We start from the raw sequence: 26,030 nt of genomic DNA on the forward strand, positions 1-26,030 counted from the left end.
GCTCCAGCAGGGCGTGTCGCTGCAGGCTGCACTGCCGGCGGGCCGGAGTGCTTTTGCCGGCAGCGCCGTCGCTCCAATGGCAGTGCGCCGCGCCCTGCAGCGGCGCGGTGCCCTCGGCGGCCTGGCCCATGACCATCGCCAGCGGCCTCCGTGCCCGTGCATAGGCCAGGTGCCGGGGACGCATTCAGCATGGAAGCCCGGGGCGTCCGGCGCAGTCGGGGTGGGCCGTGTCGGCCGCTAGGGAAATTCCGAAATGCCGCACTTGCCCAATCCCGAGCGCATCGCTATGATGCGCGTCCCCGCACCGGTCCTGCCGCGTTGCGCAGTGGCCGAGTAGCTCAGTTGGTAGAGCAGGGGATTGAAAATCCCCGTGTCGGCGGTTCGATTCCGTCCTCGGCCACCATATATCTGAAAGGCCTGCAGAAATGCAGGCCTTTTTCTTTGTGCGGCAACGTCTGCGGCGCGCTGCCAGCGGTGCCGGCGGATGGCCCGCGCGTGCGGCCGCCGGCATGCCTGGGCTGCGGCGAAGCGGCTGCAACGGGCCGCCGCGAGCGCCGCATTGTGTGCCGACTTCCGCATGAAGGCTGGCTGCTCCGTGCTATCGCCGGGGACGCGGGCTGTGTTTACGCTCGTAGACAAGTGCGTGAATTCTCAGGTTTGCCGTGATGTGGCGCTCAACTATGCCGCGCCGATGTCGTAATCATTGGGACACGATTAATCGCGGAGTGGGCGAATGCACAAGGAATTGACGCGGCTGCGCGTATGCGCGCTCGCTCTGGCGGTGGCCGGTGTCGCCAGTGCCGAGCCTGCGGAGCACAAGCCGGGTGCCGATCCCTATCAGGGCGCTCCCAATCCGGGCGCGCCCTACATCGAGCAGGTCGGCTCCGAGTGCATGATGGTCAACGTGTACCTGGAGCAGCGCGACGGTGTCGCCAAACAGGTCGTGCTGCGCGAGCCGGTGGAATGCAGCAACGGCAGCCAGGGCAAGGACCGCGCCATGGCTGATCTGTCGCCCTAGAGCGCTGGCGCGCCGCACTGGCGGCGTCCTTGTTTCCCGCCATTGCCGTCGTGGCGAGCAGCGCCTGCGTGGTCTGGGGCCGTGTCGCCGGTATGCCGCATCGCACGTGTCGCCGTGCTGCACTCGCGCAGCGCGCGATGCGTGGATCCTTGCCTGGCGCTGGCCTGCCGCCGTAGCGGCGTGCGCTGTCTGCGCGCCTGGCGTCCCGGGCTGTGGTCGATGCGGCCGTTCGTCGCAGGCTGCGCCAAGCCGGCGCTTTACATCGCCGTGCCGCTCCTGCATAAGGCTGGTCTTCTCTCTTTTGCAGGATCGTCCGCATGCATCATCCATCGCTCGCGATGCTGCTGGCATGCCTGCTGTGCCTGGCGCTGCCGGCACGGGCCGCGCAGCCGGTGACCTCGGTCGCCGAGTTCGATCTCGGCCGCTACGCCGGGCAGTGGCACGAAATCGCGCATTTGCCGGTGTCGTTCCAGAAGAAGTGCGTCGCCGACATCACCGCCGCCTACGTGCTGCGCGACGACGGGCTGGTCGGCGTGCGCAACGCCTGCCGTACCGGCAGGGGCGACGTGCTTGCCGCCGAAGGCGTGGCGCGGCGGGTAGCGGGTCATCCCGGGCGGCTGCAGGTGCGTTTCGCGCCGGATTGGCTGGCCTGGGTGCCGCTGGTCTGGGCCGACTACTGGGTGATCGCGCTGGATCCGGACTACCAGTGGGTGCTGATCGGCGAGCCGGACCGCAAGTACCTGTGGGTGCTGTCGCGTTCGCCGCGGATGCCGCGCGGGCTGTTCGAACAGATCAAGGCCAAGGCGGTGGCGATGGGCTACGACCTGGATCCGTTGCTGGTGGTCGCGCCGCTGGACTGAATCGCCTGCCGGTCTGCACGCGCCAGCGGCGCATCGCCGCTAGCCGGCGAAGCAGGCGCGTGCCGCATCGAGCAGCCGCGCGCTGGCGCCTTCCTGCAGCAGATGCCGCGGCGTATGCCCGCCGAGTTGCGGGTGGCTGCCGTTGAGCCACTGCGACAGTGCGTCACGGTCGCCGCCGCAACCGTTCCAGACGATGCAGATCATCTCGCCGACATCGCGCAGATGCGTCTCGCGCAACGGCGCCAGCGTGTCCGCATCGCGCGCCAGCCAGTCGATCACGCGCTGCGCGTCCTCGGCGGAGCCGTAGCTGGCGCTGTCGATCAGGGCCAGCAGGTCGGTCGAGTGCGCCAGTCGGCCGGCCCTGTTGCGTTCGCCGCGACGCATGCCTTGCAGCACCGCCTTGATGCGTTGTTCTTTGGAGGCTGGGTGCGGCATGGAAGTGCACTGGCAATGAGGTGCGGTCGACAGATGTACCGCACTCATTCTGTACGCAGCGTCACCTCGCCGTCGGCGAGCCGCGCGCGCAGGCGGTCGCCGGGCGCGAGCTGCGCGGTCGAGCGCACCAGCGTGCCGTCGTCGACCCGGGTCAGGATCGCGTAGCCGCGGGTCACCGTGGCCAGCGGGCTGACCGTCTCCAGCGCGCGGGCCAGCGCGCGCAGGCGCTGCGTGTCGGCCTGCAGCTGCCGCGCCATCGCCGCCTGCGGGCGCCGGCCGAGCGCGAGCAGGCGCTCGCGCAGCGCCGCCAGGCGGCGCTGTGGCTGCGCCGTGCGCAGCACCGCGGCGGCATGGCGCAGGCGTGCCTCGCGGCGTTCGTGCTGCTGCCGCCACAGCGCCAGCAGGCGGCGCGCGGCATCCTGCTGGCGGCGCCGCAGCAATTGCAGTTGCGCCTGCGGGCTTTGCGCCTGCAGTCGCAGCAAGGCGCGATCGGCACGCTGCATCGCCTGGCGCAGGCGGTGCTGCTGCCACTGCAGCAGCCGCGCGTGCTGGCCGCGCAGGCGTGCGCCGAGGTCGCGCTGGTCGGGAGCGAGCAGTTCCGCGGCCACCGACGGCGTCGGCGCGCGCAGGTCGGCGGCGAAGTCGGCCAGGGTCACGTCGGTCTCGTGGCCGACCGCCGACACCACCGGCGTGCGCGCGGCGGCGATGGCGCGGGCCAGGCGTTCGTCGTTGAACGCCCACAGGTCTTCCAGCGAGCCGCCGCCGCGGGTCAGCAGGATCGCGTCGTAGCGGCCGCTGGCATCGGCGCGCTGCAGCAGCGAGGTCAGCTGTGCGGCGGCGCTGTCGCCCTGCACCAGGCTCGGCAGGATGTCCACTTCCAGCAGCGGCAGGCGGCGGCCGAGCACGCTCAGCACGTCGCGCACCGCCGCGCCGCTGGGCGAGGTGATCACCGCCAGGCGGCGCACGAAGGCGGGCAGGGCGCGCTTGCGCTCGCTGGCGAACAGGCCCTCGGCGGCGAGCCTGGCCTTGAGTTCCTCGAACGCGCGGCGCAACGCGCCCTCGCCGGCTTCCTCCAGGTGATCCAGCACCAGCTGGTAGTCGCCGCGCGCTTCGTACAGGGTCAGCCGGCCGCGCGCGAGCACGCGCAGGCCTTCGCGCGGGACGAACTTCAGCCACTGGCTCTTGGGCTTGAACATCGCGCAGCGCACCTGCGCCCGCGCATCCTTCAAGGTGAAGTACAGGTGCCCGGACGAGGGCCGGGTGACGTTGCCCAGCTCGCCCTCCACCCAGGCCAGCGGGAACGCGCTTTCCAGCAGGTCGCGCGCCAGCGTGTTGAGCTGGCTGGGGCTGAGGATCTGGTCGTCGCGATCGGGCATGCGGGCGCTGCGTGGGCGTGCGGGGCGCCTATCCTCGCACGTCGCGGTGAGCGGCCGGTTGCGGCAACGCGTCCTCGCCGGCAGACGCTCGGTCCGCATGCTGCGCCAGCGCCCATTGCACGTGTTCGCGCACCAACGGCGAGGCGTGCTGCGCGCGCGTGCCGAGCGCGGCCAGCACCTGCGGTGTGCTCGGCGCATTGCCCAGCGCCACCGCCAGGTTGCGCAGCCAGCGCTCGTGGCCGCTGCGGCGGATCGCGCTGCCTTCGGTGCGGCGCAGGAATTCGTCCTCGTCCCAGGCGAACAGCTGCGCCAGCGTGGCCCGGTCGAGATCGTTGCGCGCGCGGAAGTCGGGTTCGTCGCTGCGCTTGGCGAACTTGTTCCACGGGCAGACCAATTGGCAGTCGTCGCAGCCGAAGATGCGGTTGCCGATCGCCGGGCGCAGTTCCTCGGGAATCGCGCCGTCGTGCTCGATGGTGAGATAGGCGATGCAGCGGCGCGCATCCAGCCGGTAAGGCGCGACGATCGCCTGGGTCGGGCAGACGTCGATGCAGCGCGTGCAGGTGCCGCAGTGCGCGCTGGCCGGCGGATCGATCGGCAACGGCAGGTCGACGTAGATTTCGCCGAGGAAGAACCAGGAGCCGCCGTTGCGGTCGATCAGGCAGGTGTGCTTGCCGATCCAGCCCAGGCCGGCGTCGCGCGCCAGGGCGCGCTCCAGCACTGGCGCCGAATCGACGAAGACGCGATGGCCGAACGGGCCGATCTCGGCCTGGATGCGCTCGGCCAGCTTCTGCAGGCGATTGCGCATCAGCTTGTGGTAGTCGCGGCCCAGCGCATAGCGGGCGACGTAGGCACGCTCGCCGTCGTGCAGCGTGTCCCAGGCCGAATCGTCGTCGTTGCGTCCGTAGTCCAGGCCGACCGAGATCACCCGCAGCGTGCCCGGAATCAGTTCGGCCGGGCGCGCGCGCTTGTCGCCATGCTGCGCCATCCATTGCATCGTGCCGTACAGGCCTTGCGCCAGCCAGTCGCGCAGATGCGCTTCGTCCTGCTGCAGCTCGATCCCGGCGATGCCGCAGCGCTGGAAGCCGAACTCGCGCGCCAGCGCGCGGATGCGCGCGGCAACGGTGTGGGGATCGGCGGGGGCGATGCTGCTGGACATGGCGCAAGTATAGAATCCCGCGCATGTCCGACTCGTTCGATCTCTACGCCACCGCTGCCGCGCGGCGCATCGATGCGCAGGCCACGGCCTTGCTCGGCGGCGACGGCTACACGCTGATGCAGCGCGCCGGCCAGGCCGCCTGGCAACTGCTGCTGCAGCGTTGGCCGCAGGCGCAGCGCATCCTGGTGGCCTGCGGCACCGGCAACAATGGGGGCGATGGCTACGTGCTGGCGCGGCTGGCGCATTGCGCCGGACGCCGCGTGCGCGTGTTGCATCTGCCCGGGCGTGGCCCGCAATCGGCGCTGGCGCAACGCGCCTGCACCGACTACATCGGCGTCGGCGGCCGCATCGAGGTGTTCGATGCGGCGCTGGACCAGGCCGACGTGGTCGTCGATGCGCTGCTCGGCATCGGCCTCACTCGCGCGCCCGATGCCGAACTGGCCGCGCTGCTTGGCGCGCTCGCCGGGCTCGGCGCGCCAGTGTTGGCATTGGACGTACCCAGCGGCGTGGATGCCGAGCACGGCAGCGTGCCCGGTGCGGTGTTGCCGGCGACATTGACCGTGCAGTTCATCGTCGCCCATGCCGGGCTGCACACCGGGGTGGCGCTGAACCATGTCGGCGCTACCGCATTGGCGACGCTGGAGGTGCCGGCCGCCGCGTTCGACGGCTGCACGCCGCAGGCGCAGGCCTGGGCCGCCGCGGCGCTGGGCACGCGCCTGGCGCCGCGCCGGCGCGACAGCCACAAGGGCGATTCCGGGCACGTGCTGTGCATCGGTGGCAACCTCGGCAGCGGCGGTGCGGTCATGCTCACGGCCGAATCGGCGTTGCGCAGCGGCGCCGGCCTGGTCAGCGTGGCGACCCGCGATGCGCATGTCGCGCCGCTGCTGGCGCGCTGTCCGGAGGCGATGACGCACGCGATCGAGGATGGCGCCGCGCTGGCGCCGCTGCTGCGCAAGGCGAGCGTAGTTGCGCTGGGTCCCGGGCTGGGCCAGGACGAATGGGCGCAGGGCTTGTGGCGGCTGGCGCTGGCGGTGGACCTGCCGTCGGTGATCGACGCCGACGCGCTGAATCTGCTGGCGCAGGCGCCGCGTGCGGTGCCTAACGCGGTACTGACCCCGCATCCGGGCGAGGCCGGACGTCTGCTCGGCATCGCCACCGCCGAAGTGCAGCGCGACCGCTTCGCCGCCGCCGCGGCACTGGCCGAGCGTTACCAGGCCGTGGTGGTGCTGAAAGGTGCCGGCAGCATCGTCGCCGCGCCGGGGCAAGTCCCGCGCGTCATCGCCGCCGGCAATCCGGGCATGGCGGTCGGCGGCATGGGCGATCTGCTGACCGGGGTGATCGCGGCGCTGCGCGCGCAAGGCCTGGCCGCCTTCGAAGCGGCCAGCGTCGGTGCGTTGCTGCATGCGGCCGCCGGCGATCGCGCCGCCGCCGCGGGCCAGCGCGGCCTGCTGCCGTCCGACCTGCTGCCGGCGCTGCGCCACCTGGCTAATCCGGAAGCGAACCGATGATGCGGCTCCATCTGCAAGACAGCGACGCCACCGAGCGCCTCGGCCAGGTCCTGGCCGCCACGCGTCCCGCGCAGGCGATGGTGCATCTGCGCGGCGATCTCGGCGCCGGCAAGTCGACCCTGGCGCGGGCCCTGCTGCGCGCGCTGGGCGTGCAGGGCGCGATCCGCAGTCCGACCTACACATTAGTCGAGCGCTATCCGTTGCCCGACGGCGAAGCCTGGCACCTGGACCTGTATCGCATCGGTGCCGCCGGCGAGCTGGATTTCCTGGGGTTGGACGAGGCATCGGCGACCCTGTGGCTGGTGGAATGGCCGGAACGCGGCGGCGATGTGCTGCCGCCTGCCGACCTGATCGTGGCCCTGGCGCTGCACGACGAGGGGCGCGCCGTGCAGCTGCAGGCCGGCACCGCGGTCGGCGCGGCCTGGTTGTCGCGGATGGCCGAACGGGACGACTTGCGGGGTTTTTCTGCCGGCTGACACTAGGAAGTGCAGGCAGGTTATGGATTATTAAGGGAAAACCGCTTGTGTTTATGTGCGCGGGATGCTTGAATCGCCTCCATGCGCCTGGGGACCCGTTTTTTCGCCTGTTCCGCCATCGCCGCAGGCTGGTGCCTAGCGGCGCAATCGGCGTTTGCGGGTCAGGTCCAGGCGGTTTCGCTCGGTAATGGCGCCACCGGCACGCGTGCCGAGATCCGGCTGCAGGGCAGCGGCGGCTTCACCACGCTGACCCTGGCCAACCCCAACCGGCTGGTCGTCGATCTGCCCGAATCCTCCGCTGCGCAGGGCCTGAAGCTGCCTGCCGGAAACGGGGTGGTTACGGCCGTGCGTACCGGTCATCCGGTCCCAGGTACCTTGCGCATCGTGTTCGACCTGAGCAGCCCGGTGGTGGCATTCAAGCCGCAGATGCAGACCGTGGCCGGCAGTTCGGTGCTGGTGATCGAATGGCCGGGCGATGCGTCGTCGGCCAAGCCGGTGGCCAATGCCGGCAATGGCGCGGCAACGCCCGCGCCGACGGCATCCACGGCGCCCACCGCGGCGGCGGTTGAACCCAAGCCGACGCCCGACCCGCGCCTGGAAGCGGCGCGCGCGACGGCGGCCCTGACCTCGTCGGTGGTGCAACGCGCGGCACCGCCGCCGCCGCCGACACCAGGACAGACACCGACGACGACCGCGGCGGTTCGCCCGGGCGTCGTGCCGGCACCACCGGCCGCTGCTCCAGGGACTTCCGTTACCTCGATGGCACCGACCGCATCCGCATCCGCGTCGGTCGGCGCCGCCGTGCCGGCGCAGCAAGGCGTCGTCGCGCCGACGCCGACGCCCGACCGGCCCGACGCGGCCAGCATCGACGATGTGGCCGCCGCTGCTGCCGCCGAGGCGCGCCCGGTGATGCCGAGCGCACCGTCGAGGGTGGCGATGAAGCCGGGCATGCGCCCGTTGATCGTGGCCATCGATCCCGGCCATGGCGGCCAGGATCCCGGCGCGATGGGCCCGACCGGCAAGCGCGAGAAGGATGTGACCCTGGCGATCGGGCGCGAGCTGGCGCGGCAGATCAACGCCACGCCGGGCATGAAGGCCTACATGACCCGCGACAGCGACGTGTTCATCCCGCTGCCGATGCGCGCGCAGAAGGCGCGTGCGGCCAAGGCCGACATCTTCATCTCGATCCACGCCGACGCCGCCGAGAACCGCAGCGCGACCGGCTCTTCGGTCTACGTGCTGTCGACCAAGGGCGCCTCCTCGCAGCGCGCGCGCTGGCTGGCGGACAAGGAAAACGCGGCCGACCTGGTCGGTGGCGTGCGCCTGCAGAAGACCGACAGCACCCTGGCCAGCGTGTTGCTGGACCTGGCCCAGAGCGGGCACATGAAGGCCTCCGAAGACGCGGCCGGACATGTGCTGGGCGGGCTCAAGCGGATCGGCAACAACCACAAGCCGGAGCTGGAGCGCGCCAACTTCGCGGTGCTGCGTACCTCGGACATGCCGGCGATGCTGGTCGAGACCGCCTTCATCTCCAATCCCGACGAAGAGCGCCGGCTGACCGATCCGGGCTACCAGCGGCGCCTGGCCGGCGCGGTGCTGGACGGCGTCAATACCTTCTTCACCCGGCAGCCGCCGCCGGGCACGCTGTTCGCCGCGCGCGCGCAGGCCGAGGCGGAAGCGGCCAGCACCGTGGCCGGCGGCAGCCGCTGAGGCGCTCGGCTATCATCGCCGGCTGATCCCGATGGCGGCGTCCGCGCCGTGAGCCGTGCCGATGTCGCGTAACCGTTTCCGCTCTCCCGTTTCCGAATCCGCCGCGCCCGCGTCGCGCCCGCATCGCGCGTGCGCGCCGCAGTGCGGGCGGGGGCTCGCATGAGCATCCGCCAATTGCCCGAGATCCTGATCAACCAGATCGCCGCGGGCGAGGTGGTGGAGCGTCCGGCCTCGGTGGTCAAGGAACTGGTCGAGAACGCGCTGGATGCCGGCGCGCGCCGCGTCGACATCGACCTGGAAGAAGGCGGCGTGCGCCTGATCCGGATCCGCGACGACGGCGGCGGCATTCCGCCGGAGGAATTGCCGCTGGCGGTGTCGCGGCACGCGACTAGCAAGATCGCCTCGCTCGACGACCTGGAGTCGGTCGGCACGCTCGGCTTCCGCGGCGAAGCGCTGCCGTCGATCGCCTCGGTCAGCCGCTTCACCCTGGCCTCGCGGCGCCCCGGCGACGAGCACGGCGCCGCGCTGCAGGTCGATGGCGGCAAGGTCGGGCAGGTGCAGCCGCGCGCGCAGGCGCCGGGCACCACGGTGGAGGTGCGCGAGCTGTTCTACAACGTGCCGGCGCGGCGCAAGTTCCTGCGCGCCGAGCGCACCGAGCTGGGCCATATCGAGGAATGGCTGCGCTCGCTGGCGCTGGCGCGCCCGGACGTGGAACTGCGCGTGTCGCACAACGGCAAGCCGTCGCGGCGCTACAAGCCGGGCGACCTGTATTCGGACGCGCGGCTGGGCGAGACCCTGGGCGAGGACTTCGCGCGGCAGGCGCTGCGCGTGGACCACAGCGGCGCCGGGTTGCGCCTGCACGGCTGGATCGCGCAGCCGCACTATTCGCGCGCCAGCGCCGACCAGCAGTACCTGTACGTCAACGGCCGCTCGGTGCGCGACCGCAGCGTCGCGCATGCGGTGAAGATGGCCTACGGCGACGTGCTGTTCCATGGCCGGCAGCCGGCCTATGTGCTGTTCCTGGAACTGGAGCCGGCGCGGGTCGACGTCAACGTGCATCCGGCCAAGCACGAGGTGCGCTTCCGCGATGCGCGGCTGATCCACGACTTCGTCTATCGCACGCTGCAGGACGCGCTGGCGCAGACCCGCGCCGGCAGCACGCCGACCGCCGGCGATGCCGCGCAGGCGGCGCCGCTGGCGTATGCCGGCGGCGCGCAGCCGATGTCCGGCAACGCGAGCGGCGGTGGCTCCGGCGGCCAGGGCTACGGCGCGCAATGGCGCCCGGCGCAGTCGCCGCTCGGCCTGCGCGTCAACGAGGCGCCGGCCGCCTACGCCGCGCTGTACGCCGCGCCTGCAGGCACCGCCGATGCCGCAGCGGGCATGCCGCTGCAGGCCCAGGATGCGGCCGGTGGCCTGCCGCCGACCTCGCCCGACAGCGGCGTGCCGCCGCTCGGCTACGCGATCGCGCAGCTGCACGGCATCTACATCCTGGCCGAGAACGCCGAAGGCCTGATCGTGGTGGACATGCATGCCGCGCACGAGCGCATCGGCTACGAGCGGCTGAAGAACGCGCACGACGGCATCGGCCTGCATGCGCAGCCGCTGCTGGTGCCGATCACCCTGGCGGTGGGCGAGCGCGATGCCGACACCGCCGAGCGCGAGGCGGAAACGCTGGCCGCGCTCGGCTTCGAGATCACCCGCAGCGGCCCGCAGTCGCTGCATGTGCGCAGCATCCCGGCGTTGCTGGCGCAGGCCGAACCCGAAGCCCTGCTGCGCGACGTGCTGACCGACCTGCGCGAGCATGGCCACAGCCGCCGCGTGGCCGGCGCGCGCGACGAACTGCTGTCGACGATGGCCTGCCACGGCGCGGTACGCGCCAACCGGCGCCTCACCGTGCCGGAAATGAACGCGCTGCTGCGCGACATGGAAGCCACCGAGCGCTCCGGGCAGTGCAATCATGGGCGTCCGACCTGGGCCCGTTTCACCTTGGGCGAGATCGATCGTTGGTTCTTACGGGGGCGCTGATGGGCAAGCGGGGAAGGGCGGCGGCGCTGCTGGCAGCGCTGCTCGCAGTGGGCGCATGCGGCAAGCAGGCACCGGCGCCGGCCGCGCCGGCGGTCGCCGACAAGGCATTCCTGGCCGATGCGCAACGTTGGCGCGAACAGCGCAAGCAGGAGCTGCAGGCCGCCGACGGCTGGACTAGCCTGGTCGGTCTGCACTGGCTGGAACTGAAGGAGCATTACATCGGCAGCGGCCCCGGCAGCGGTATCCGCCTGGCGGTCGGGCCGCCGCGGATGGCGCTGCTGTCGCGGGTGGGCGCCCAGGTGTTCCTGACCCCCGAACCCGGCGCGGCGCTGAGCCTGGACGGCAAGCCGTTGCTGCGGCGCACCCGCCTGTACAGCGACCACGATGCCACGCCCAGCGTGATCGAGTTCGACGGCGGCAAGGGCAGGCTGAGCCTGATCGAGCGCGGCGGCCGCCATGCGCTGCGGGTCAAGCACGCCGATGCGCCGACCCGGCTCGGCTTCGCCGGGCTGCACTATTGGCCGTTGGCCGAATCCTGGCGCATCCGCGGCCGCTTCGTGCCCAACGCGCTGGGCAAGACCCTGCCGATCGTCGACATCATCGGCGTCACCACCGAGTCGCCCAATGCCGGCACGCTGGAGTTCGAGCGCGACGGCAAGCGCTTCCGCCTGGAAGCGATCGGCGAACCCGGGCGCCCGCTGTTCGTGGTGTTCGCCGACCGCACCAGTGGCCGCGGCAGCTATCCGGCCGGGCGCTTCCTGGACGTGCCGGCGCCGAACGCCGACGGCAGCGTGGTGCTGGATTTCAATCGCGCCTACAACCCGCCGTGCGCGTTCACCCCGTTCGCGACCTGTCCGCTGCCGCCGCCGGAGAACCGGCTGGACCTGGCGGTGGAGGCCGGCGAGCAGACCTACGCCGCCGCACACTGAACCGAGAGCCCCGATGATGCCGATCCCGCGCCTGTTGCGCAGCCTGCTGTTGTGTCTGACCCTGTTCGCCGCCGCGCCGGTGCCGGCGCGCACGCCGCCGCCGGCGGCAACGCCCAGCGCGACGCCCGCGCCGCCGACGCCGCTGCTGTGGAAAGTCAGCGGGCCGCGCGGTGCGCTGTACCTGCTCGGTTCGTTCCACCTGCTCAAGCCGGACGACTATCCGCTGGCGCACGAGGTGGATGCGGCCTATGCCGCGTCACCGCGGCTGCTGTTCGAACTGTCGCCGCAGGACGTGGAATCGCCGCAGCTGGGTGCGCAGATGCTGCAGGCGGCACAGCGCCAGGACGGCAAGCGCCTGCAGGACGATCTGGACGCGGCCACCTGGCAACGCCTGCGTCGCTACGCGGCCGGCCACGGCCTGCCGCTGGAGCAGATGGGCGGATTCGAACCCTGGTTCGTCGGCCTGAGCATCAGCATCGCCGAAATGAAGGCGCAGGGGCTGCAGGCCGATGCTGGCCTGGACCGGCATTTCATGGACATGGCGGTGCAGGCCGGCAAGGCCGTGGAGGGCCTGGAAACCGCGCAGGCGCAGATCGCGATGCTCGACGGCATGGAGCCGGTGGAGCAGAAGCAGATGCTGGTCGAGGCGCTGGACGATGCCGAACAGGGCGCGGCGCAGACCCAGCGCCTGCACGATGCCTGGCGCCGCGGCGACGAGCGCCTGCTGTGGCAGGACATGGGCATGGAGATGAAGCGCGACTATCCGCGGCTGTACCAGCGTATCAACGTCGATCGCAACCAGGCCTGGGTACCGCGGCTGGAACAGCGCCTGCGCGACGGCCAGGGCGATACCCTGGTGGTGGTCGGCGCCTTGCACCTGCTCGGCCCCGATGGCGTGGTCGAAGCGCTGCGTGCGCGCGGCTACAAGGTCGAGCGGATCTGTGCCGGCTGCCGGACGTCGCCAGCGCCGCGCTCGCGCTGAGCGGTGGCGGTAACGCTTGAGACCGAGGCTGCGTGCGGTGACGGCAGGAGGTGGTCGGCGCGATGCCTCGCTGCAGGGCAGGATGAGGATGTGGCCACCGACGATTACGCTGCAATCGATCCAGGAGCGGCTTCGGGTGGCCTAAGCGCATCTGCAGCGGCGAACGGCGCGCCCAGGCTGTCATGGCAGACGTGGCCGGGCACTGGTTCCCGGTTGCAGTGCGCTCGCTGACGTCTTCTGGCTCGGGCCATGACGCTTGTGGGAGCGACTTCAGTCGCGACAGGCTTTACCGGTAATGCCTGTCGCGACTGAAGTCGCTCCCACAAGGTTCAAGCAGCTGACACAGCTCGGCAAAGATTTGGTCGGCCCACCTGCCGCGGGCGAGCGCGCAGGTGGTGCGGCGTGCCTCAGCGCGCCCGCGACTTCGGCGCGGCGCCGGCGGCCGGCGGCTCGCTCGGCTTGGTGCCGCCCGCGGCGGGACGGCCGAAGCCGGTGCCGAGGTTGCGCTGGAACTCCTGCCACAGCTCCATGTTGCGCTCGGTCAGCTGGTTCATCATGGTCCACGGGGTCTGTCCGAGCAGGTTGCCCATCTGCTGGCGGAACTGCTGCTGCTGGTCCAGGAACACCTGCATGCTGCGCTCCAGGTAGTTGCCCATGAAGCCCTGCAGCGAATCGCCGTAGAAACGGATGATCTGGCTGAGCAACTGGGTGGACAGCATCGGTTCGCCGTCCTGTTCCTGGTCGGCGATGATCTGCAGCAGCACTGCGCGGCTCAGGTCTTCGCCGGTCTTGGCGTCGCGTACCTCGAATTCCTCGCCGTCGATGATCAGCTGGCGGACGTCCTCGATGGTGATGTAACTGGAAATCTCGGTGTCGTAGAGGCGGCGATTGGGATACTTCTTGATGATGCGGATCTCAGCCATGAAGCGTTCGCTCTTGACGGTAGGCGCGCAGCATGGCGCAGCGCAACAGGGCTTGCAACCGCCAAAAGCCCCTGAACTCGGGCCCGACGGCAAAAAAATGCTGCGCAGCACGCGCGCAGCACGGGTAGGAAGCGCGCAACGCCAGCTGCAGCATTTTCGGTAGCGTTACCTCGGCCGTGCCGCCTGCGCGCCTGAGCGGTTCAGTCGCCCGCCGCTACCAGCCCATATGGTGGCCGCCATTGATGTCCAGGTTGGAGCCGGTGATCCACGCCGCCTCTTCGGCGACCAGGAAGGCCACCGCGTAGGCGATCTCTTCCGGCTTGCCCAGGCGCCCGGTCGGGATGTCGGCGATGATCTTGGCGCGCACCTCTTCCGGCACCGACATCACCATGTCGGTGGCCACGTAGCCCGGCGACACCGTGTTGACGGTGATGCCGTAGCCGGCGTTCTCGCGCGCCAGGGAAATGGTGAAGCCGTGCATGCCGGCCTTGGCCGCGGCGTAGTTGGCCTGGCCGTACTGGCCCTTGAGGCCGTTGATCGAACTGATCTGGATGACCCGGCCCCAGCGCTGCTTGCGCATGGCTTCGATCACCGGGCGGGTGACGTTGAACACCGAGTTGAGGTTGGTGTTGATGACCTCGTGCCACTGCTCGGCGGTCATCTTGTGGAAGGTGGTGTCGCGGGTGATGCCGGCGTTGTTGATCAGCACCTCGATCGGGCCCAGCTGCCGCTCCACTTCCTGCACCAGCGCCTGCGCATGCTCGGGCGAGGCGACGTCGCCGGCGACGATGGCGATCTCGTGGCCGCGTTCGCGCATGCGCTGCTGCCAGGCGCGCGCCTTGGCCGCGTCGCGGTAGTTGCTGGCCACGCGGTGGCCCTGTGCGGCCAGCCGCTCGCAGATGGCGGTGCCGATGCCGCCGGTACCGCCGGTGACCAGCGCAACGCGTGATGTCATGGATTCGCTCCGGGTAGGGAAATGAGGAGAGGGCCGCGCTGCAGCCGAAACCCCGATTCTAGTCAGCCTTGGTGTCGCTGGGGATACCGGTCGCATCCGCCAGGGTCCGATCCTGCGCCGGCAGCCGTGCCGGCTCGAATGCGCGCAGCGCCGCCGCCAACAGCGTGGCCACCGAACCGGCCGCGGCCAGCGCCGCCGGCTCCTGGCCCAGCGTCGCCCAGGCCAGGCGCAGCGCCGGCAGCGGATCGGCGTCGTCCAGCGGCAGCGCGGCATGCGACTTGGACAGCTTGCGGCCGTCGCTGCCGAGCAGCAGCGGCAGGTGCAGGTAGTGCGGCGTCGGCAGGCCCAGCGCGCGCTGCAGCAGGATCTGTCTTGGCGTGGAATCGAGCAGGTCGGCGCCGCGGACCACGTCGCTGATGCCTTGCGCGGCATCGTCGACCACCACCGCCAACTGATAGGCCCAGCAGCCGTCGGCGCGCAGCAGCACGAAATCGCCGACCTCGGCATGCACGTCCTGTTCGACATCGCCGCGCACGCCGTCGCGAAACGCGACCGTGCTGCCCGGCGCCACCCGCAGGCGCAGCGCCGGCCGCGGCCGCGCCTGCGCGGCCACGCAACGGTGGTGCACGCCGCCCTGCGCGGCCAGTTCGCTGCGGCTGCAACTGCAGGCGAACGCCTGGCCGCGCTGCAGCAGGCGCTGCGCGGCGGCCTGGTAGAGCGCAGCGCGCTCGCTCTGGCGCAGGATCGGCGCATCGGCTTCCAGCCCGCAGGCGCGCAGGCTGGCGAGTTGGCGTTCGGCCGCGCCGGGCACGCTGCGCGGCCGGTCCACGTCCTCGATGCGCAGCAGCCACTGCCCGCCGGCATGGCGCGCCAGCAGCCAGCTGCCGAAGGCGGCGAGCAGCGAGCCCAGATGCAAGGGGCCGGTGGGCGAGGGCGCGAAACGGCCGCGGTAGGGAGGCGAGGGCATGGGCAAGCTGAATCGTCGGTCAGGTACGCGCTTGAATTCAAGCTGTCCGCGCCGCAGATTCGAGCCAGTCCTTCATTTTTCCTGGTGCGGAGTCCACGCCTGCATGTTCAATCGAATCGCCTTGTTCCTCATCACCAATCTGGCGGTGCTGGTGCTGGCCGGCATTGTCATGTCCGTGTTCGGGATCAATCCCAACCAGATGGGCGGCCTGTTGGTGATGGCCGCGCTGTTCGGCTTCGGCGGCTCGCTGGTGTCGCTGCTGCTGTCCAAGTTCATGGCCAAGCGCGCCACCGGCGCGCAGGTGATCACCGAGCCGCGCAACCACACCGAGCGCTGGCTGCTGGAGACGGTACGGCGGCAGGCGCAGGCCGCCGGCATCGGCATGCCCGAGGTCGCGGTCTACGACGGTCCGGAGATCAACGCCTTCGCCACCGGCGCCAACCGCAACAATGCGCTGGTCGCGGTGTCCACCGGCCTGCTGCAGAACATGACCGAAGACGAAGCGGAAGCCGTGCTCGCGCATGAGATCAGCCATGTCGCCAATGGCGACATGGTGACGATGGCGCTGCTGCAGGGCGTGCTGAACACCTTCGTGATCGTGCTGGCGCGGGTGGTCGGCGGGATCGTCGACGGTTATCTGTCCGGCAACCGTGACGGCGGCCGCCGCGGGCTGGCCTACTACGCCATCGTGATGGTGCTGGAGATGGTGTTCGGCCTGTTCGCGACGATGATCGCGATGTGGTTCTCGCGCTACCGCGAGTTCCGCGCCGACGCCGGCGGCGCCGGCCTGGCCGGGCGCCACAAGATGATCGCGGCGCTGCAGCGGCTGGAACTCAACCATGGACAGAGCACGCTGCCGTCGCAGGTGCAGGCGTTCGGCATCGCCGGTGGCCTGGGCCAGGGCCTGCGCAAGCTGTTCATGAGCCACCCGCCGCTGTCCGAGCGCATCGCCACGCTGCGCGCCTCGCACAGCAATGCGACGGTGAGCTGAGGCAGGAAGCGGGCTGTCACGCTCTCGGATGGCGCTTCGGCGGACTCGAGCCACCGACTGCACCTGACAGTCGGCTCGGGCAACGTCAGGCAGGTCACCCTGCCTGGCGTTGCTTTTTGCAGGATCGTGTGGATTTGCAGGATCGTGTGGAACGGCCTGGCCGCTGCCGTTGCGAATCCCCAATCCCAAATCCCGAATCCCAAATCCCGGCCCTCAAGCAAAATCGAAGGTCATCCCCGGTCCCGCCAGGCCGACGAACTCGCCCTGCACGTAGTCGACGCCGGCGCTGAACAGCAGGCTCATCGAGGTGGCGTCGGTGACGAATTCGGCGATGCTGCGGATCCCGGCCGACTGCGCGCGCTCGGTGATCTCGCGGATCTTTTCCTGGTGCTCGCGGGTCTGCGCCAGGTCCTGGGTGAAGCCGCGATCCAGTTTCAGGAACGAGGGCTGGAAATGCGCCAGCAACTGGAACGAGTCCAGGCCCGAGCCGAACTGCTCCAGCCCGACCTTGCAGCCCAGCCCGGTGGCCGCCGCCAGGAACTGCTGCGCATTGCGCAGGTGGGTGAACACCTTGGCTTCCGGCGTCTGCAGCCACAGGCGCTCGCCGGGCACGCCGTGCGCGGCCAGTTCGCGGCGGATCAGCTCCACCATCTGCAGGTCGGCGAAGGCATCCGGGCTGATCTTGACCATCAGGCTGGTGGCATGGCCGGCGCGCTGGCGTTCGCCGATCACCGCGATCGCGCGCGCCACCACCCAGCGGTCGATCTCGGCCATCAGCCCGTGTTCGGCGGCGATGCCGAGGAACGTGGTCGGGCCGATGATCTCGTCGTTGCGCTCCAGGCGCAGGTAGGCCTCGTACAGTTCGTGCGGCTCGCCCTGCAGGTTCAGCACCGGCTGGTAGTGCAGCAGGAAGCCGTCGCCGGCCAGCGCGTCGCGCAGCTGCTGCACCCAGCGCTGGATGCGCTCTTCCTCGACCCGGTCGGCGGCGCCGGGGTCGAAGATCTTGCAGGCGTTGCCGCCCAGTTCGATGGTGGCCTGCACGTTCTCGCTGGCGCGGGCCAGGACCTGGCCGACGGTGGCGATCTTCTCGCCGATCTGCACGCCGCCGATGCTGACGGTGACCGTGGCCGAGCGTTCGCCGACGCTGAACACGTGCGCCGCATAGGCATTGAGCAGGCGCTCGGCCTGCGCCGAGGTGCGGGCGTAGTCGCCCCGCAGCAGCAGCGCGAAGTTGTGCTCGCCGAAGCGCGCCGCCTGCACGTCGCCGTCGATCGCGGCGCTCAGGTGCTGGGCCAGCGCCGCCACCAGCGCGTCGGCCGAGTCCAGGCCGATGTCGGCCAGCAGCCGCGTGTAGTGGTCGGGTTCGACCAGCAGGAAGCCGTAGTGGCCGTCGCCGCGGCCGACCTGGGCCACCGCGTTCTCCAGCGCCAGCATGAAGGTCGGGCGGTTGAGCAGGCCGGTGACCTGGTCGCGCTGGCGCAGGTCCTCGACCTCGCGGGCCAGTTCCGGATCGAATTCCTCGCGGCGGCGGAACACCACCTGCACGCAGGCCTCGCCCTCGTAGCTGGCGGTGGCGAACTCCATCGTCGCCGGGAAGCTCTCGCCTTCCATGGTGCGCGCGTCGACCTGGTACTGCGCCGGCGGCGGTTCGCCCTTGCCCAGCGACTTCAGCAGTTGCTTGAATTCGTCCACATGCTGCGGCGCGACCATGTCCAGCAGCGACACGCCCTCGACGTCGTCGAACGAGGCGAAGCCGAACATCTCCAGATAGGCGTCGTTGGCGCGGATATGCATGCCTTCGTGGATGTAGGCGATCGGATCGCGCGAGGAGGCGATCAGCGCATCGCAGCGGCGCTCGGTCTCGCGCATCTGCGCCTCGATCCGGCGCAGCCCGCGGCGCGCGTGCAGGTCGGCCCAGGTCGTGCGCACCACCGCCAGCAGGTGCTCGGGGCGCTGGCGCAGCGCGATCGCGCGCGCGCCGCCGGCCACCGCCTCGACCCATTCGTTCTCGTCGATGCCGTCGGCGAGCAGGATCACCGGGATGTCCTTGCCGCTGGCGCCCACGCGCTGCAGCACCTGCGGCAGCGGGATGGCCCGCGAGCGCGCGCTCAGCACCAGGTCGATCGGCTGCGCGGCGAGCATGGCGCCGAGTTCCTCGGCGTGCTGCGGCCGCGACGGCCGCACCGCGATGCCGCTGTTGCGCAGGCTGCTGACGATCGCTTCGGCGTCTTCACCGCTGTCGTCGACGATCATCAGGCGCAGGGTGGTGTCTTTGCCTGTTTGCATGAAGTCTCCCGGAGACGGGGTTTAATACACGATGCCTGCAGCGGCGTCCATGTGTGGCCGGGATTGGGGATTCGGGATTGGGGATTCGTAACGGCGTGCTTCGATGTTTATGCCCAACCCGGGCAACCCATGAACGTTCAGGCGAGGGGAGCCGCTTTTGCGAATCCCCAATCCCCAATCCCGGCCGTCAGGCCACCGCGCCGGCCGCGTGGCCCGAGGCCCAGGCCCACTGGAAGTTGTAGCCGCCCAGCCAGCCGGTCACGTCCAGCACCTCGCCGACGAAGTGCAGGCCGGGCACCTGGCGCGATTCCATCGTCGCCGACGACACCTGATCGGTGTCCACCCCGCCCAGGGTGACCTCGGCGGTGCGGTAGCCCTCGGTGCCGCTGGCCACCAGCGGCCAGGCGCCGAGCAGGGCGGCGGCGGCGCGCAGCTGCGGTTCGTCGAGCTGGCGGACCGGCTTGTCCGGCAGCCAGACTTCGCACAGGCGCTGCGCGAAGCGGCGCGGCAGCGCCTCGCCCAGCACCGTGCGCAGCTCGGCGGCGCCGCGCAGGCGCTTGTGCTCACGCAGCCACGCGGCCGCGTCCTGCCCGGGCAGCAGGTCCAGGCGCAGGTCGTCGCCCGGCTGCCAGTACGAGGAGATCTGCAGGATCGCCGGGCCGCTGATGCCGCGATGGGTGATCAGCATGGAGTTGCGGAAGCTGGCGCCGTTGCAGCTGGCCTCGACCGGCAGCGCCAGGCCGGACAGGTCCTGCAGGCGTTCCTGGTGCTTGCCGCTGAGGGTCAGCGGCACCAGCCCGGCACGGGTCGGCAGCACGGCATGGCCGAACTGGCGGGCCAGTTCGTAGCCGAAGCCGCTGGCGCCCAGGCTGGGAATGGACAGCCCGCCGCTGGCCACGACCAGCGAGGCGGCGTGCACCGGGCCGTCGTCGCTGTCGATGCGGAACCCCTCGCTGCCGCGTTCCACGCCGCGCACTGCGCACTGCGTGCGGATGGTGACGCTAGCCGCGTCGCATTCGTCCACCAGCATGCGCACGATCTGCTTGGAGGAGATGTCGCAGAACAGCTGGCCCAGTTCCTTCTCGTGGTAGGCGATGGCGTGGCGTTCGACCATCCCGATGAAGTCGGTCGGGCGGTAGCGCGCCAGCGCCGACTTGCAGAAGTGCGGGTTGGCGGACAGGAAATTGCCCGGGCCGGTGCCGGTGTTGGTGAAGTTGCAGCGCCCGCCGCCGGACATCAGGATCTTCTTGCCGACCTTGTTGGCGTGCTCGATCACCCGCACGCGGCGCCCGCGGCGGCCGGCGGTCAGCGCGCACATCAGCCCGGCGGCGCCGGCGCCGATGACCGCGACGTCGACCCGGATCGGCTCGGCGCGTGCGCTCATGCCGCGGCTTTGCGCACCGTCGGGGTGAAGGTGACGCTGCCGGCGTCGCCGAGCAGCTGCACTTCGCCGTCCTGGATCACCACGTCGAAACGCATGCTGCGCTGGATCAGCTCGGCCGCCGCCGCGACCGCGTCGCCGGGCAGGTCGATCACCTGCAGCGGCTTGAGCTTGAGCAGGCCGGAGGCGTTCTTCTCCCACCAGATGTCGGCGACGCGGCCGCCGTAGTTGGCCACGAGCACCTCGCGGGCGCGGCCGCAGGCCTTGCGGATGCGCGATTCGTCGGGCTGGCCGACCTCGATCCATTGTTCGATCGCGCCGGTGTAGTCCATCCGCCACAGGTCCGGCTCATCGTCGCTGCTCAGGCCCTTGCCGAACAGCAGGCGTTCCTCGGCGAACAGGGCGAAGGTCAGCAGCCGCGCCATCAGCCGCTGGTCGGTCTCGGACGGGTGCTGGGCCAGGGTCAGCGCATGCGCCGCGTAGTAGCCGCGGTCCATGTCGGAAATCTGCAGATCGGCCTTGCGGAGGGTGGCGGTGAGGGCCATGCGGCTACCGGGATCAAAGGGCGGCCATGATAATGCGTGGCGATGTCCGATCCCCGCCCGCCGTCCGCATTCGTTCCGGCCCCGAGCCGTTGGCAACTGCCGCCGGGGCCGTGGCCGACCCTGCTGGATGGCTTGTGCGTGCGCTTCCCGCAGGTGACGCGGGCGCAGTGGCAGGACCGTTGCGCCCGCGGCCGCGTGCAGGACCTGGACGGGCAGCCGCTGCCGGCATCGCTGCCGTACCGGGTCGGGCTGGAAGTGCGCTATTTCCGCGAGGTCGTCGACGAGGCGCCGATCGCCGGGGTGGAGCGCATCGTCCATGCCGATGCGCATCTGGTGGTGGCCGACAAGCCGCATGGGCTGCCGGTGACCCCGTCCGGGCGCTATGTGCGCGAGACCTTGCTGGCGCGGCTGGTGGCGCGGCTCGGCAATCCGGCGCTGGTGCCGCTGCACCGGCTGGACCGCGCCACCGCCGGGTTGGTGCTGTTCTCGGCCGATCCGCGCAGCCGCGCCGCCTATCAGGCGCTGTTCCGCGAGCGGCGCATCGCCAAGACCTACCAGGCGCTGGCCCCGGCCTTGCCGGGACAGGCGTTTCCGCTGCTGCGCGCGAGCCGGCTGGTGCGCGGCGAGCCGTTCTTCCGCATGGCCGAAGCCGACGGCGAGGCCAACAGCCTGACCCGGATCGCTGTGCTGGACGCACCCGCCGGACCGCTGTGGCGCTACGCGCTGGCGCCGGTGACCGGGCGCAAGCACCAGCTGCGCGTGCACATGGCCGCGCTGGGCGCGCCGATCCTGGGCGATGCGCTGTATCCGCAGTTGCGTGCGGAGGAAGAGGGCGCCTGCGCCGGTGGGCTGCAGCTGTTGGCATGCGGACTGGCGTTCGACGATCCGCTCAGCGGGCAGGCACGCAGTTTCGCCAGTGCGCAGACCTTGGCCTGGCCGTCGGCGTGATGACGCGACCGAACTCCGCGAGGCGCGTCGCGCCCCACCCTTGCCCCAACCCCTCTCCCCAGGGGAGAGGGCTTTCAGTGTCATGGTGGATGACGATTGCGTGCGCCGACAGGTTATCCAGTGGAACGCCCGGCAAGGGGAGGGCGGCTGCGCAATTTGCGTGGAACGGCAGGGATATCGACCGCGCTACCGCGGACTTTAGGCCTGTGTCCAGCATCTTTGGGGGCGATCTCGGTTTGTCTACACAAACTTGTCGCTTTTTGCGAACGACCCGCGTATGGTAGGTTCCACTGTGTTTGCTAGGGTCACCGTGAATCGTGGCCTGGTGCAGTTGATCTCGCGATCCGCTTCATCGTTCCGCTTTACCAACGCCTGCAACTCAGTCTCGGCCCCGATACCCGGTGGCTGCGATTTTCTTAAATTCAATGTTTCAGGAGTTAGTAAATGAGCGAGCGTCAGGGTGGTACTGTGAAGTGGTTCAACGATGCCAAGGGCTTCGGCTTCATCACCCCGGAAAGCGGCCCGGACCTGTTCGTGCATTTCCGCGCGATCCAGGGTACCGGCTTCAAGTCGCTGCAGGAAGGCCAGAAGGTGACGTTCGTCGCCGTTCAGGGCCAGAAGGGCATGCAGGCCGACCAGGTGCAGGCCGTCTAAGTTAGACGCCAGCTACCGCAAGGTTGCCAAAACGCCGGGAGCGCAAGCTTCCGGCGTTTTTATTTGTGCGCGTACCGGCTGAGTCCGCCTGCCCCGGCCTGGCGCCTGCCCCGGCCTGGAGCGGCATCGGCGCCGGCGCCAGGCGCAGTTCCAGCGTCATCGGTACCGAGACGCTGCGCGACCATCGAGCTTCCGGAAAGCTGGATTCCGGAATTGCACGCAAGCATATCAATGGTTTGCGCGCCTGCCGGTCGAATTTTTCGGGATGCTTGGAGGTTTCCTGTAGTCGCGATCCCCCCGCAGGCCCGGCTACCATGGCCGCCCCCGCGCCTTCGGAACCGTTGCCATGATCACCGTCCACCACCTCAACCAGTCCCGTTCCCAGCGCGTGCTGTGGCTGCTGGAGGAACTGGAGCTGCCCTACCAGGTGGTCAAATATCAGCGCGACAAGCAGACCATGCTGGCGCCGCCGGAACTGCGCGCGATCCATCCGCTGGGCAAGTCGCCGGTGCTGGTCGACGACGGCCATGTGCTGGCCGAATCCGGCGCGATCCTGGATTACGTGGTGGAGCGCTACGACACCGAGCGCGCGTTGTCGCCGTCGCCGCAGCCGCTGGAGGCGCCCGAGCGCCTGCGTTACCGCTACTGGATGCACTACGCCGAGGGTTCGGCGATGCCGCCGTTGCTGATGAGCCTGGTGTTCGGGCGCATCCGTTCGGCGAAGATGCCGTTCTTCGCGCGGCCGATCGCCCGTGCCATCGTCGACAAGGCCATGCACAGCTTCGTCGGCCCGCAGCTGAAGCTGCACCTGGACTGGATGGAGCGCGAACTGGCCGCCAGCGGCTGGTTCGCCGGCGACCGCTTCACTGCGGCCGACGTGCAGATGAGCTTCCCGGTCCAGGCCGCGGCCGCGCGCGCCAGCCTGCAGAGCTATCCGAACCTGGCCGGCTTCGTGCAGCGCATCGAGCAGCGCCCGGCCTACCAGCGCGCGCTGCAGCAGGGCGGGCCGTTCGAACTGCTCGGCAGCGGCAAGGGCGACTGAGCGTCCTGTTCGCGGCGGTCAGGCAGGCCACGCCGCCTCGGCCGGTTCACGGCTGCGGCGCGCGCGGCGCGCACTGGCGCACGAAGGCGATGCTGTCGGCCATGACCGGCAGCGCCGGATCGTCCTTGCGCAGCGCCAGCACCAGGCGCAGATGGCCGATGCCGGGATAGGTCTTCAGTGCGGCGGGCACGCCGGCGCGGTGCAGGGCCGCCTGCAGCGAGCGGCTGTCGCGCGGCTCGACCACGCGGTCGGCGTCGCCGTGCAGCAGCAGCGCCGGCGGTTCGTCGCCATCGACGAAGGCCACCGGCTGCGAGCGCCGCTGCTGTGCCGGGTCGCGGCCGAACATGCCGATCAGGTCGGTGTCGGTCAGCGGCAGGAAGTCGTAGGGACCGGCCAGGCCGACCAGGCCGCACAGTTGCCGCGGCGACAGGCCCTGCGCCTGCAGCCAGCGGCCGTCGGTGGCCAGCAGCGCGGCCATGTGCGCGCCGGCGGAGTGGCCCATCAGCACCAGCCGGCGCGGGTCGCCGCCGTGCTCGGCGGCATGTCGCTGGCTCCAGGCCACTGCGGCGGCGGCGTCTTGCATGAAGCCGTCCAGGGTCACCTGCGGGTATTTGCGGTAGTCCGGCACGATTGCGACCACGCCATGCCGCGCCAGCGCCTCGCCGGCCCAGCGGTACTGCTGGCGGTTGCCGGTCTTCCAGGTGCCGCCGTGGAAGAACACCACCACCGGCGCGTCCTGCGCCGCGACCGGGCGATAGACGTCCAGCTTCAGGCCATGCGCCGCATCGAACACGATCCCGCGCTGCTCGCTCAGCCCGTTGCGCGCCGAGCCGGCGTTGAGGCCGCCGAAGAACACGCTGCTGCAGGCGGAGACCAGCAGCGAGGACAGCGCGACCAGCAGGTGGCGCGGCCAGCGTGGCGGCAACGGCGAACGTTCGGACATGGACGGTACCTGCAGGGAAAGGAGCGGGAGCATGCCGCATGCGTGTGTCGGCAGCGAGTGCATGGCGTTGGCGGCACTGCCGGCAAGTACGGGCAAGATGTCGCTGCGGATGCGCTGGCCCGGCCGAGTCCGCCATTTCCTTCTCTCGCCGGGAGCGTGGCTCCCTTTTCGGGAAGCTGCCCCGCAGGGGCGGATGAGGGTACGGGCGCAGCCTCGTCAATCCAAACACCGCGAGGCGCTTCGCGCCGCACCCTGACCCCAGCTCCTCTCCCGATGGAGAGGGCTGTAAGCTGGCGCGTATGCCTGCATTGCGCTTCGACAACCGTTTTACCGCCGAGCTGCCTGGCGATCCCGAGCGCGGCCCGCGCCTGCGCGAGGTGGTGGGCGCGCTGTGGTCGGAGGTCGCGCCGACCCCGGTGGCCGCGCCGCAGTTGCTGGCCCATTCGCGCGAGGTGGCCGCCATGCTTGGGTTTTCGCAGCAGGACGTGCTGGCGCCGCAGTTCGCCGAGGTCTTCGCCGGCAATGCGCTTTACCCGGGCATGCGGCCGTACGCGACGAACTACGGCGGCCACCAGTTCGGGCATTGGGCCGGGCAGCTCGGTGATGGCCGCGCGATCGCGCTGGGCGAGGCGCTGGGCGCGGACGGACGGCGCTGGGAACTGCAGCTCAAGGGCGCCGGGCGCACGCCGTATTCGCGCGGCGCCGATGGCCGCGCGGTGCTGCGCTCGTCGATCCGCGAATTCCTGTGCAGCGAGGCCATGCACCACCTCGGCGTGCCGACCACGCGCGCGCTGAGCCTGGTCGCCAGCGGCGAGCGCGTGGTGCGCGACATGTTCTACGACGGCCATCCGCGCGCCGAGCCGGGCGCGGTGGTGTGCCGGGTGGCGCCGTCGTTCGTGCGCTTCGGCAGTTTCGAACTGCCGGCCGCGCGTGGCGAGACGGCCTTGCTGCGGCAACTGGCCGATTTCGTGATCGAGCGCGATTTCCCAGCGCTGCACGCGGGTGGCGCCACGCCCTATGCGGACTGGTTCGGCGAGGTCTGCACGCGCACCGCGACGATGGTCGCGCACTGGATGCGGGTCGGCTTCGTGCATGGAGTGATGAACACCGACAACATGTCGATCCTGGGCTTGACCATCGACTACGGCCCGTACGGCTGGATCGACGACTACGATCCGGACTGGACGCCGAACACCACCGACGCGCAGGGCCGCCGCTACCGTTTCGGCACCCAGCCGCAGATCGCGTACTGGAACCTGACGCGGCTGGCGCAGGCGCTGGCGCCGCTGTTCGCCGACGTCGCGCCGCTGCAGGCCGGGCTGGCGCGTTTCCGCGACACATACGCGCAGGCCGAACGCGACAACACCGCCGCCAAGCTCGGCCTGTCTGCCTGCAGCGAGACCGACCTGGCGCTGATGCAGGACCTGCTGCAACTGCTGCAGCAAGGCGAGGTGGACATGACCCTGTGGTTCCGCGGGTTGAGCGCGGAGCAACTGCCGATGCTGGCGGACCTGGCCGTGGCGTTCTACGACCCGGCCAAGCTGGCCGCGCAGGCGCCTGCATTCGAGGCCTGGCTGGCGCGCTATGCGCAGCGGCTGCGCGACGATCCGCTGCCGGAGGCCGTTCGCGCGGCGAAGATGCGCGCGGCCAACCCGCGCTACGTGCTGCGCAACTACCTGGCGCAGCAGGCGATCGACCGCGCCGAGCAGGGCGATGCCGAGGGCATCGCCGAATTGCTGGAGGTGATGCGCCGGCCCTACGCCGAGCAGCCGGGACGCGAGGCGTTCGCGGCGCGGCGCCCGGACTGGGCGCGCGAGCGCGCCGGTTGTTCGATGCTGTCGTGCAGTTCCTGACGAAACACCAAGCACTGCAGCAGGGGCTTCGGCTCCGACGCTTTGCCGGCAACGTGTCGGAGCTGAA

General features: G+C 70.4%; 24 protein-coding genes and 1 tRNA gene. 15 read left to right on the forward strand and 10 right to left on the reverse strand.

Annotated elements, in window-relative coordinates; genetic code table 11:
• Positions 1 to 327: 327 nt before the first annotated feature.
• From NRY95_09400 to NRY95_09410, 3 genes are all read left to right on the forward strand, one after another.
• Positions 328 to 403, forward strand: a tRNA-Phe gene (locus tag NRY95_09400).
• A 330-nt stretch (positions 404 to 733) separates the two neighbouring features.
• Entirely contained in the window at positions 734 to 1,018 is a 285-nt protein-coding gene (locus NRY95_09405; GenBank protein ID UYC18141.1) for a hypothetical protein, read from the forward strand.
• A gap of 317 nt (positions 1,019 to 1,335) precedes the next feature.
• Complete coding sequence (locus NRY95_09410) at positions 1,336 to 1,878, forward strand: lipocalin family protein (protein ID UYC18142.1); 543 nt, start codon at positions 1,336 to 1,338, stop codon at positions 1,876 to 1,878.
• Between the two features lie 39 nt (positions 1,879 to 1,917).
• Here the strand turns inward: NRY95_09410 and NRY95_09415 are convergent, their stop codons facing one another.
• Genes NRY95_09415 through queG form a run of 3 tightly spaced genes read right to left on the reverse strand, consistent with a single transcriptional unit; the run spans position 1,918 to position 4,845 of the window.
• Positions 1,918 to 2,313, reverse strand: coding sequence for an MbcA/ParS/Xre antitoxin family protein (locus tag NRY95_09415; GenBank protein ID UYC18143.1), 396 nt, complete (start codon positions 2,311 to 2,313; stop codon positions 1,918 to 1,920).
• A gap of 44 nt (positions 2,314 to 2,357) precedes the next feature.
• Positions 2,358 to 3,689 (reverse strand): exodeoxyribonuclease VII large subunit, encoded by a 1,332-nt coding sequence (gene xseA, locus NRY95_09420; protein ID UYC18144.1) that lies wholly within the window; start codon positions 3,687 to 3,689, stop codon positions 2,358 to 2,360.
• 28 nt (positions 3,690 to 3,717) lie between these two features.
• Positions 3,718 to 4,845 carry a tRNA epoxyqueuosine(34) reductase QueG gene (gene queG, locus NRY95_09425; protein UYC18145.1) on the reverse strand — a complete coding sequence of 376 codons (1,128 nt, stop codon included), beginning with the start codon at positions 4,843 to 4,845 and terminating at the stop codon, positions 3,718 to 3,720.
• A gap of 23 nt (positions 4,846 to 4,868) precedes the next feature.
• Between queG and NRY95_09430 the strand changes: the two genes are divergently transcribed.
• The 6 genes from NRY95_09430 to NRY95_09455 all read left to right on the forward strand — a co-directional run bounded on the left by NRY95_09430 (position 4,869) and on the right by NRY95_09455 (position 12,475).
• A complete protein-coding gene (locus NRY95_09430) occupies positions 4,869 to 6,353 on the forward strand; it encodes an NAD(P)H-hydrate dehydratase (GenBank protein UYC18146.1) in 1,485 nt (494 codons plus the stop codon).
• Entirely contained in the window at positions 6,350 to 6,829 is a 480-nt protein-coding gene (gene tsaE / locus NRY95_09435) for a tRNA (adenosine(37)-N6)-threonylcarbamoyltransferase complex ATPase subunit type 1 TsaE (GenBank protein ID UYC18147.1), read from the forward strand. Before NRY95_09430 ends, tsaE begins: the two co-directional genes overlap by 4 nt.
• Before the next feature lie 81 nt (positions 6,830 to 6,910).
• The gene (locus tag NRY95_09440) at positions 6,911 to 8,539 is read left to right on the forward strand and encodes an N-acetylmuramoyl-L-alanine amidase (GenBank protein UYC18148.1); all 1,629 of its coding nucleotides are present in this window, start codon (positions 6,911 to 6,913) and stop codon (positions 8,537 to 8,539) included.
• 159 nt (positions 8,540 to 8,698) lie between these two features.
• Entirely contained in the window at positions 8,699 to 10,564 is a 1,866-nt protein-coding gene (gene mutL / locus NRY95_09445; GenBank protein UYC18149.1) for a DNA mismatch repair endonuclease MutL, read from the forward strand.
• On the forward strand, positions 10,564 to 11,493 hold the full coding sequence (locus tag NRY95_09450) for a DUF1684 domain-containing protein (GenBank protein ID UYC18150.1): 930 nt from the start codon (positions 10,564 to 10,566) through the stop codon (positions 11,491 to 11,493). Before mutL ends, NRY95_09450 begins: the two co-directional genes overlap by 1 nt.
• Before the next feature lie 16 nt (positions 11,494 to 11,509).
• Positions 11,510 to 12,475: a TraB/GumN family protein gene (locus NRY95_09455; protein UYC18151.1), complete on the forward strand. Its 966-nt coding sequence runs from the start codon at positions 11,510 to 11,512 to the stop codon at positions 12,473 to 12,475.
• 407 nt (positions 12,476 to 12,882) lie between these two features.
• On the opposite strand, the gene phaR is transcribed toward NRY95_09455, so the two are convergent.
• Positions 12,883 to 13,398, reverse strand: coding sequence for a polyhydroxyalkanoate synthesis repressor PhaR (gene phaR, locus NRY95_09460; protein UYC18152.1), 516 nt, complete (start codon positions 13,396 to 13,398; stop codon positions 12,883 to 12,885).
• On the opposite strand from phaR, the gene NRY95_09465 reads away from it, so the two are divergent.
• Entirely contained in the window at positions 13,397 to 13,561 is a 165-nt protein-coding gene (locus tag NRY95_09465; GenBank protein UYC18153.1) for a hypothetical protein, read from the forward strand. The two genes, phaR and NRY95_09465, sit on opposite strands and share 2 nt — an antisense overlap.
• A gap of 51 nt (positions 13,562 to 13,612) precedes the next feature.
• Here the strand turns inward: NRY95_09465 and phbB are convergent, their stop codons facing one another.
• Both phbB and gluQRS read right to left on the reverse strand, forming a co-directional pair.
• Positions 13,613 to 14,353, reverse strand: a complete 741-nt coding sequence (phbB, locus tag NRY95_09470; protein UYC18154.1) for an acetoacetyl-CoA reductase — start codon at positions 14,351 to 14,353, stop codon at positions 13,613 to 13,615.
• A gap of 58 nt (positions 14,354 to 14,411) precedes the next feature.
• Positions 14,412 to 15,320 (reverse strand): tRNA glutamyl-Q(34) synthetase GluQRS, encoded by a 909-nt coding sequence (gluQRS, locus tag NRY95_09475; protein ID UYC18155.1) that lies wholly within the window; start codon positions 15,318 to 15,320, stop codon positions 14,412 to 14,414.
• A 103-nt stretch (positions 15,321 to 15,423) separates the two neighbouring features.
• On the opposite strand from gluQRS, the gene htpX reads away from it, so the two are divergent.
• Complete coding sequence (htpX, locus tag NRY95_09480) at positions 15,424 to 16,311, forward strand: protease HtpX (GenBank protein ID UYC18156.1); 888 nt, start codon at positions 15,424 to 15,426, stop codon at positions 16,309 to 16,311.
• A gap of 213 nt (positions 16,312 to 16,524) precedes the next feature.
• On the opposite strand, the gene NRY95_09485 is transcribed toward htpX, so the two are convergent.
• The 3 genes from NRY95_09485 to NRY95_09495 all read right to left on the reverse strand — a co-directional run bounded on the left by NRY95_09485 (position 16,525) and on the right by NRY95_09495 (position 20,523).
• Positions 16,525 to 18,597 (reverse strand): EAL domain-containing protein, encoded by a 2,073-nt coding sequence (locus tag NRY95_09485; protein ID UYC18157.1) that lies wholly within the window; start codon positions 18,595 to 18,597, stop codon positions 16,525 to 16,527.
• Between the two features lie 187 nt (positions 18,598 to 18,784).
• On the reverse strand, positions 18,785 to 19,981 hold the full coding sequence (locus NRY95_09490) for an NAD(P)/FAD-dependent oxidoreductase (protein ID UYC18158.1): 1,197 nt from the start codon (positions 19,979 to 19,981) through the stop codon (positions 18,785 to 18,787).
• On the reverse strand, positions 19,978 to 20,523 hold the full coding sequence (locus tag NRY95_09495; GenBank protein ID UYC18159.1) for a YaeQ family protein: 546 nt from the start codon (positions 20,521 to 20,523) through the stop codon (positions 19,978 to 19,980). Before NRY95_09495 ends, NRY95_09490 begins: the two co-directional genes overlap by 4 nt.
• Positions 20,524 to 20,565: 42 nt before the next feature.
• Between NRY95_09495 and NRY95_09500 the strand changes: the two genes are divergently transcribed.
• The 3 genes from NRY95_09500 (at position 20,566) to NRY95_09510 (ending at position 23,167) form a co-directional block, all read left to right on the forward strand.
• Positions 20,566 to 21,471 (forward strand): pseudouridine synthase, encoded by a 906-nt coding sequence (locus NRY95_09500; GenBank protein ID UYC18160.1) that lies wholly within the window; start codon positions 20,566 to 20,568, stop codon positions 21,469 to 21,471.
• A 444-nt stretch (positions 21,472 to 21,915) separates the two neighbouring features.
• Positions 21,916 to 22,125, forward strand: a complete 210-nt coding sequence (locus NRY95_09505) for a cold-shock protein (GenBank protein UYC18161.1) — start codon at positions 21,916 to 21,918, stop codon at positions 22,123 to 22,125.
• Between the two features lie 346 nt (positions 22,126 to 22,471).
• Complete coding sequence (locus NRY95_09510; GenBank protein UYC18162.1) at positions 22,472 to 23,167, forward strand: glutathione S-transferase; 696 nt, start codon at positions 22,472 to 22,474, stop codon at positions 23,165 to 23,167.
• A 46-nt stretch (positions 23,168 to 23,213) separates the two neighbouring features.
• Here the strand turns inward: NRY95_09510 and NRY95_09515 are convergent, their stop codons facing one another.
• Positions 23,214 to 24,110: an alpha/beta hydrolase gene (locus NRY95_09515; protein ID UYC18163.1), complete on the reverse strand. Its 897-nt coding sequence runs from the start codon at positions 24,108 to 24,110 to the stop codon at positions 23,214 to 23,216.
• Positions 24,111 to 24,409: 299 nt separating this feature from the next.
• Between NRY95_09515 and NRY95_09520 the strand changes: the two genes are divergently transcribed.
• Positions 24,410 to 25,963 carry a YdiU family protein gene (locus NRY95_09520; protein ID UYC18164.1) on the forward strand — a complete coding sequence of 518 codons (1,554 nt, stop codon included), beginning with the start codon at positions 24,410 to 24,412 and terminating at the stop codon, positions 25,961 to 25,963.
• Positions 25,964 to 26,030 lie beyond the last annotated feature (67 nt).

The sequence above is a fragment of the Xanthomonas campestris pv. phormiicola genome, assembly GCA_025666215.1.
Taxonomy (GTDB): Bacteria; Pseudomonadota; Gammaproteobacteria; order Xanthomonadales; family Xanthomonadaceae; genus Xanthomonas_A; species Xanthomonas_A campestris_A.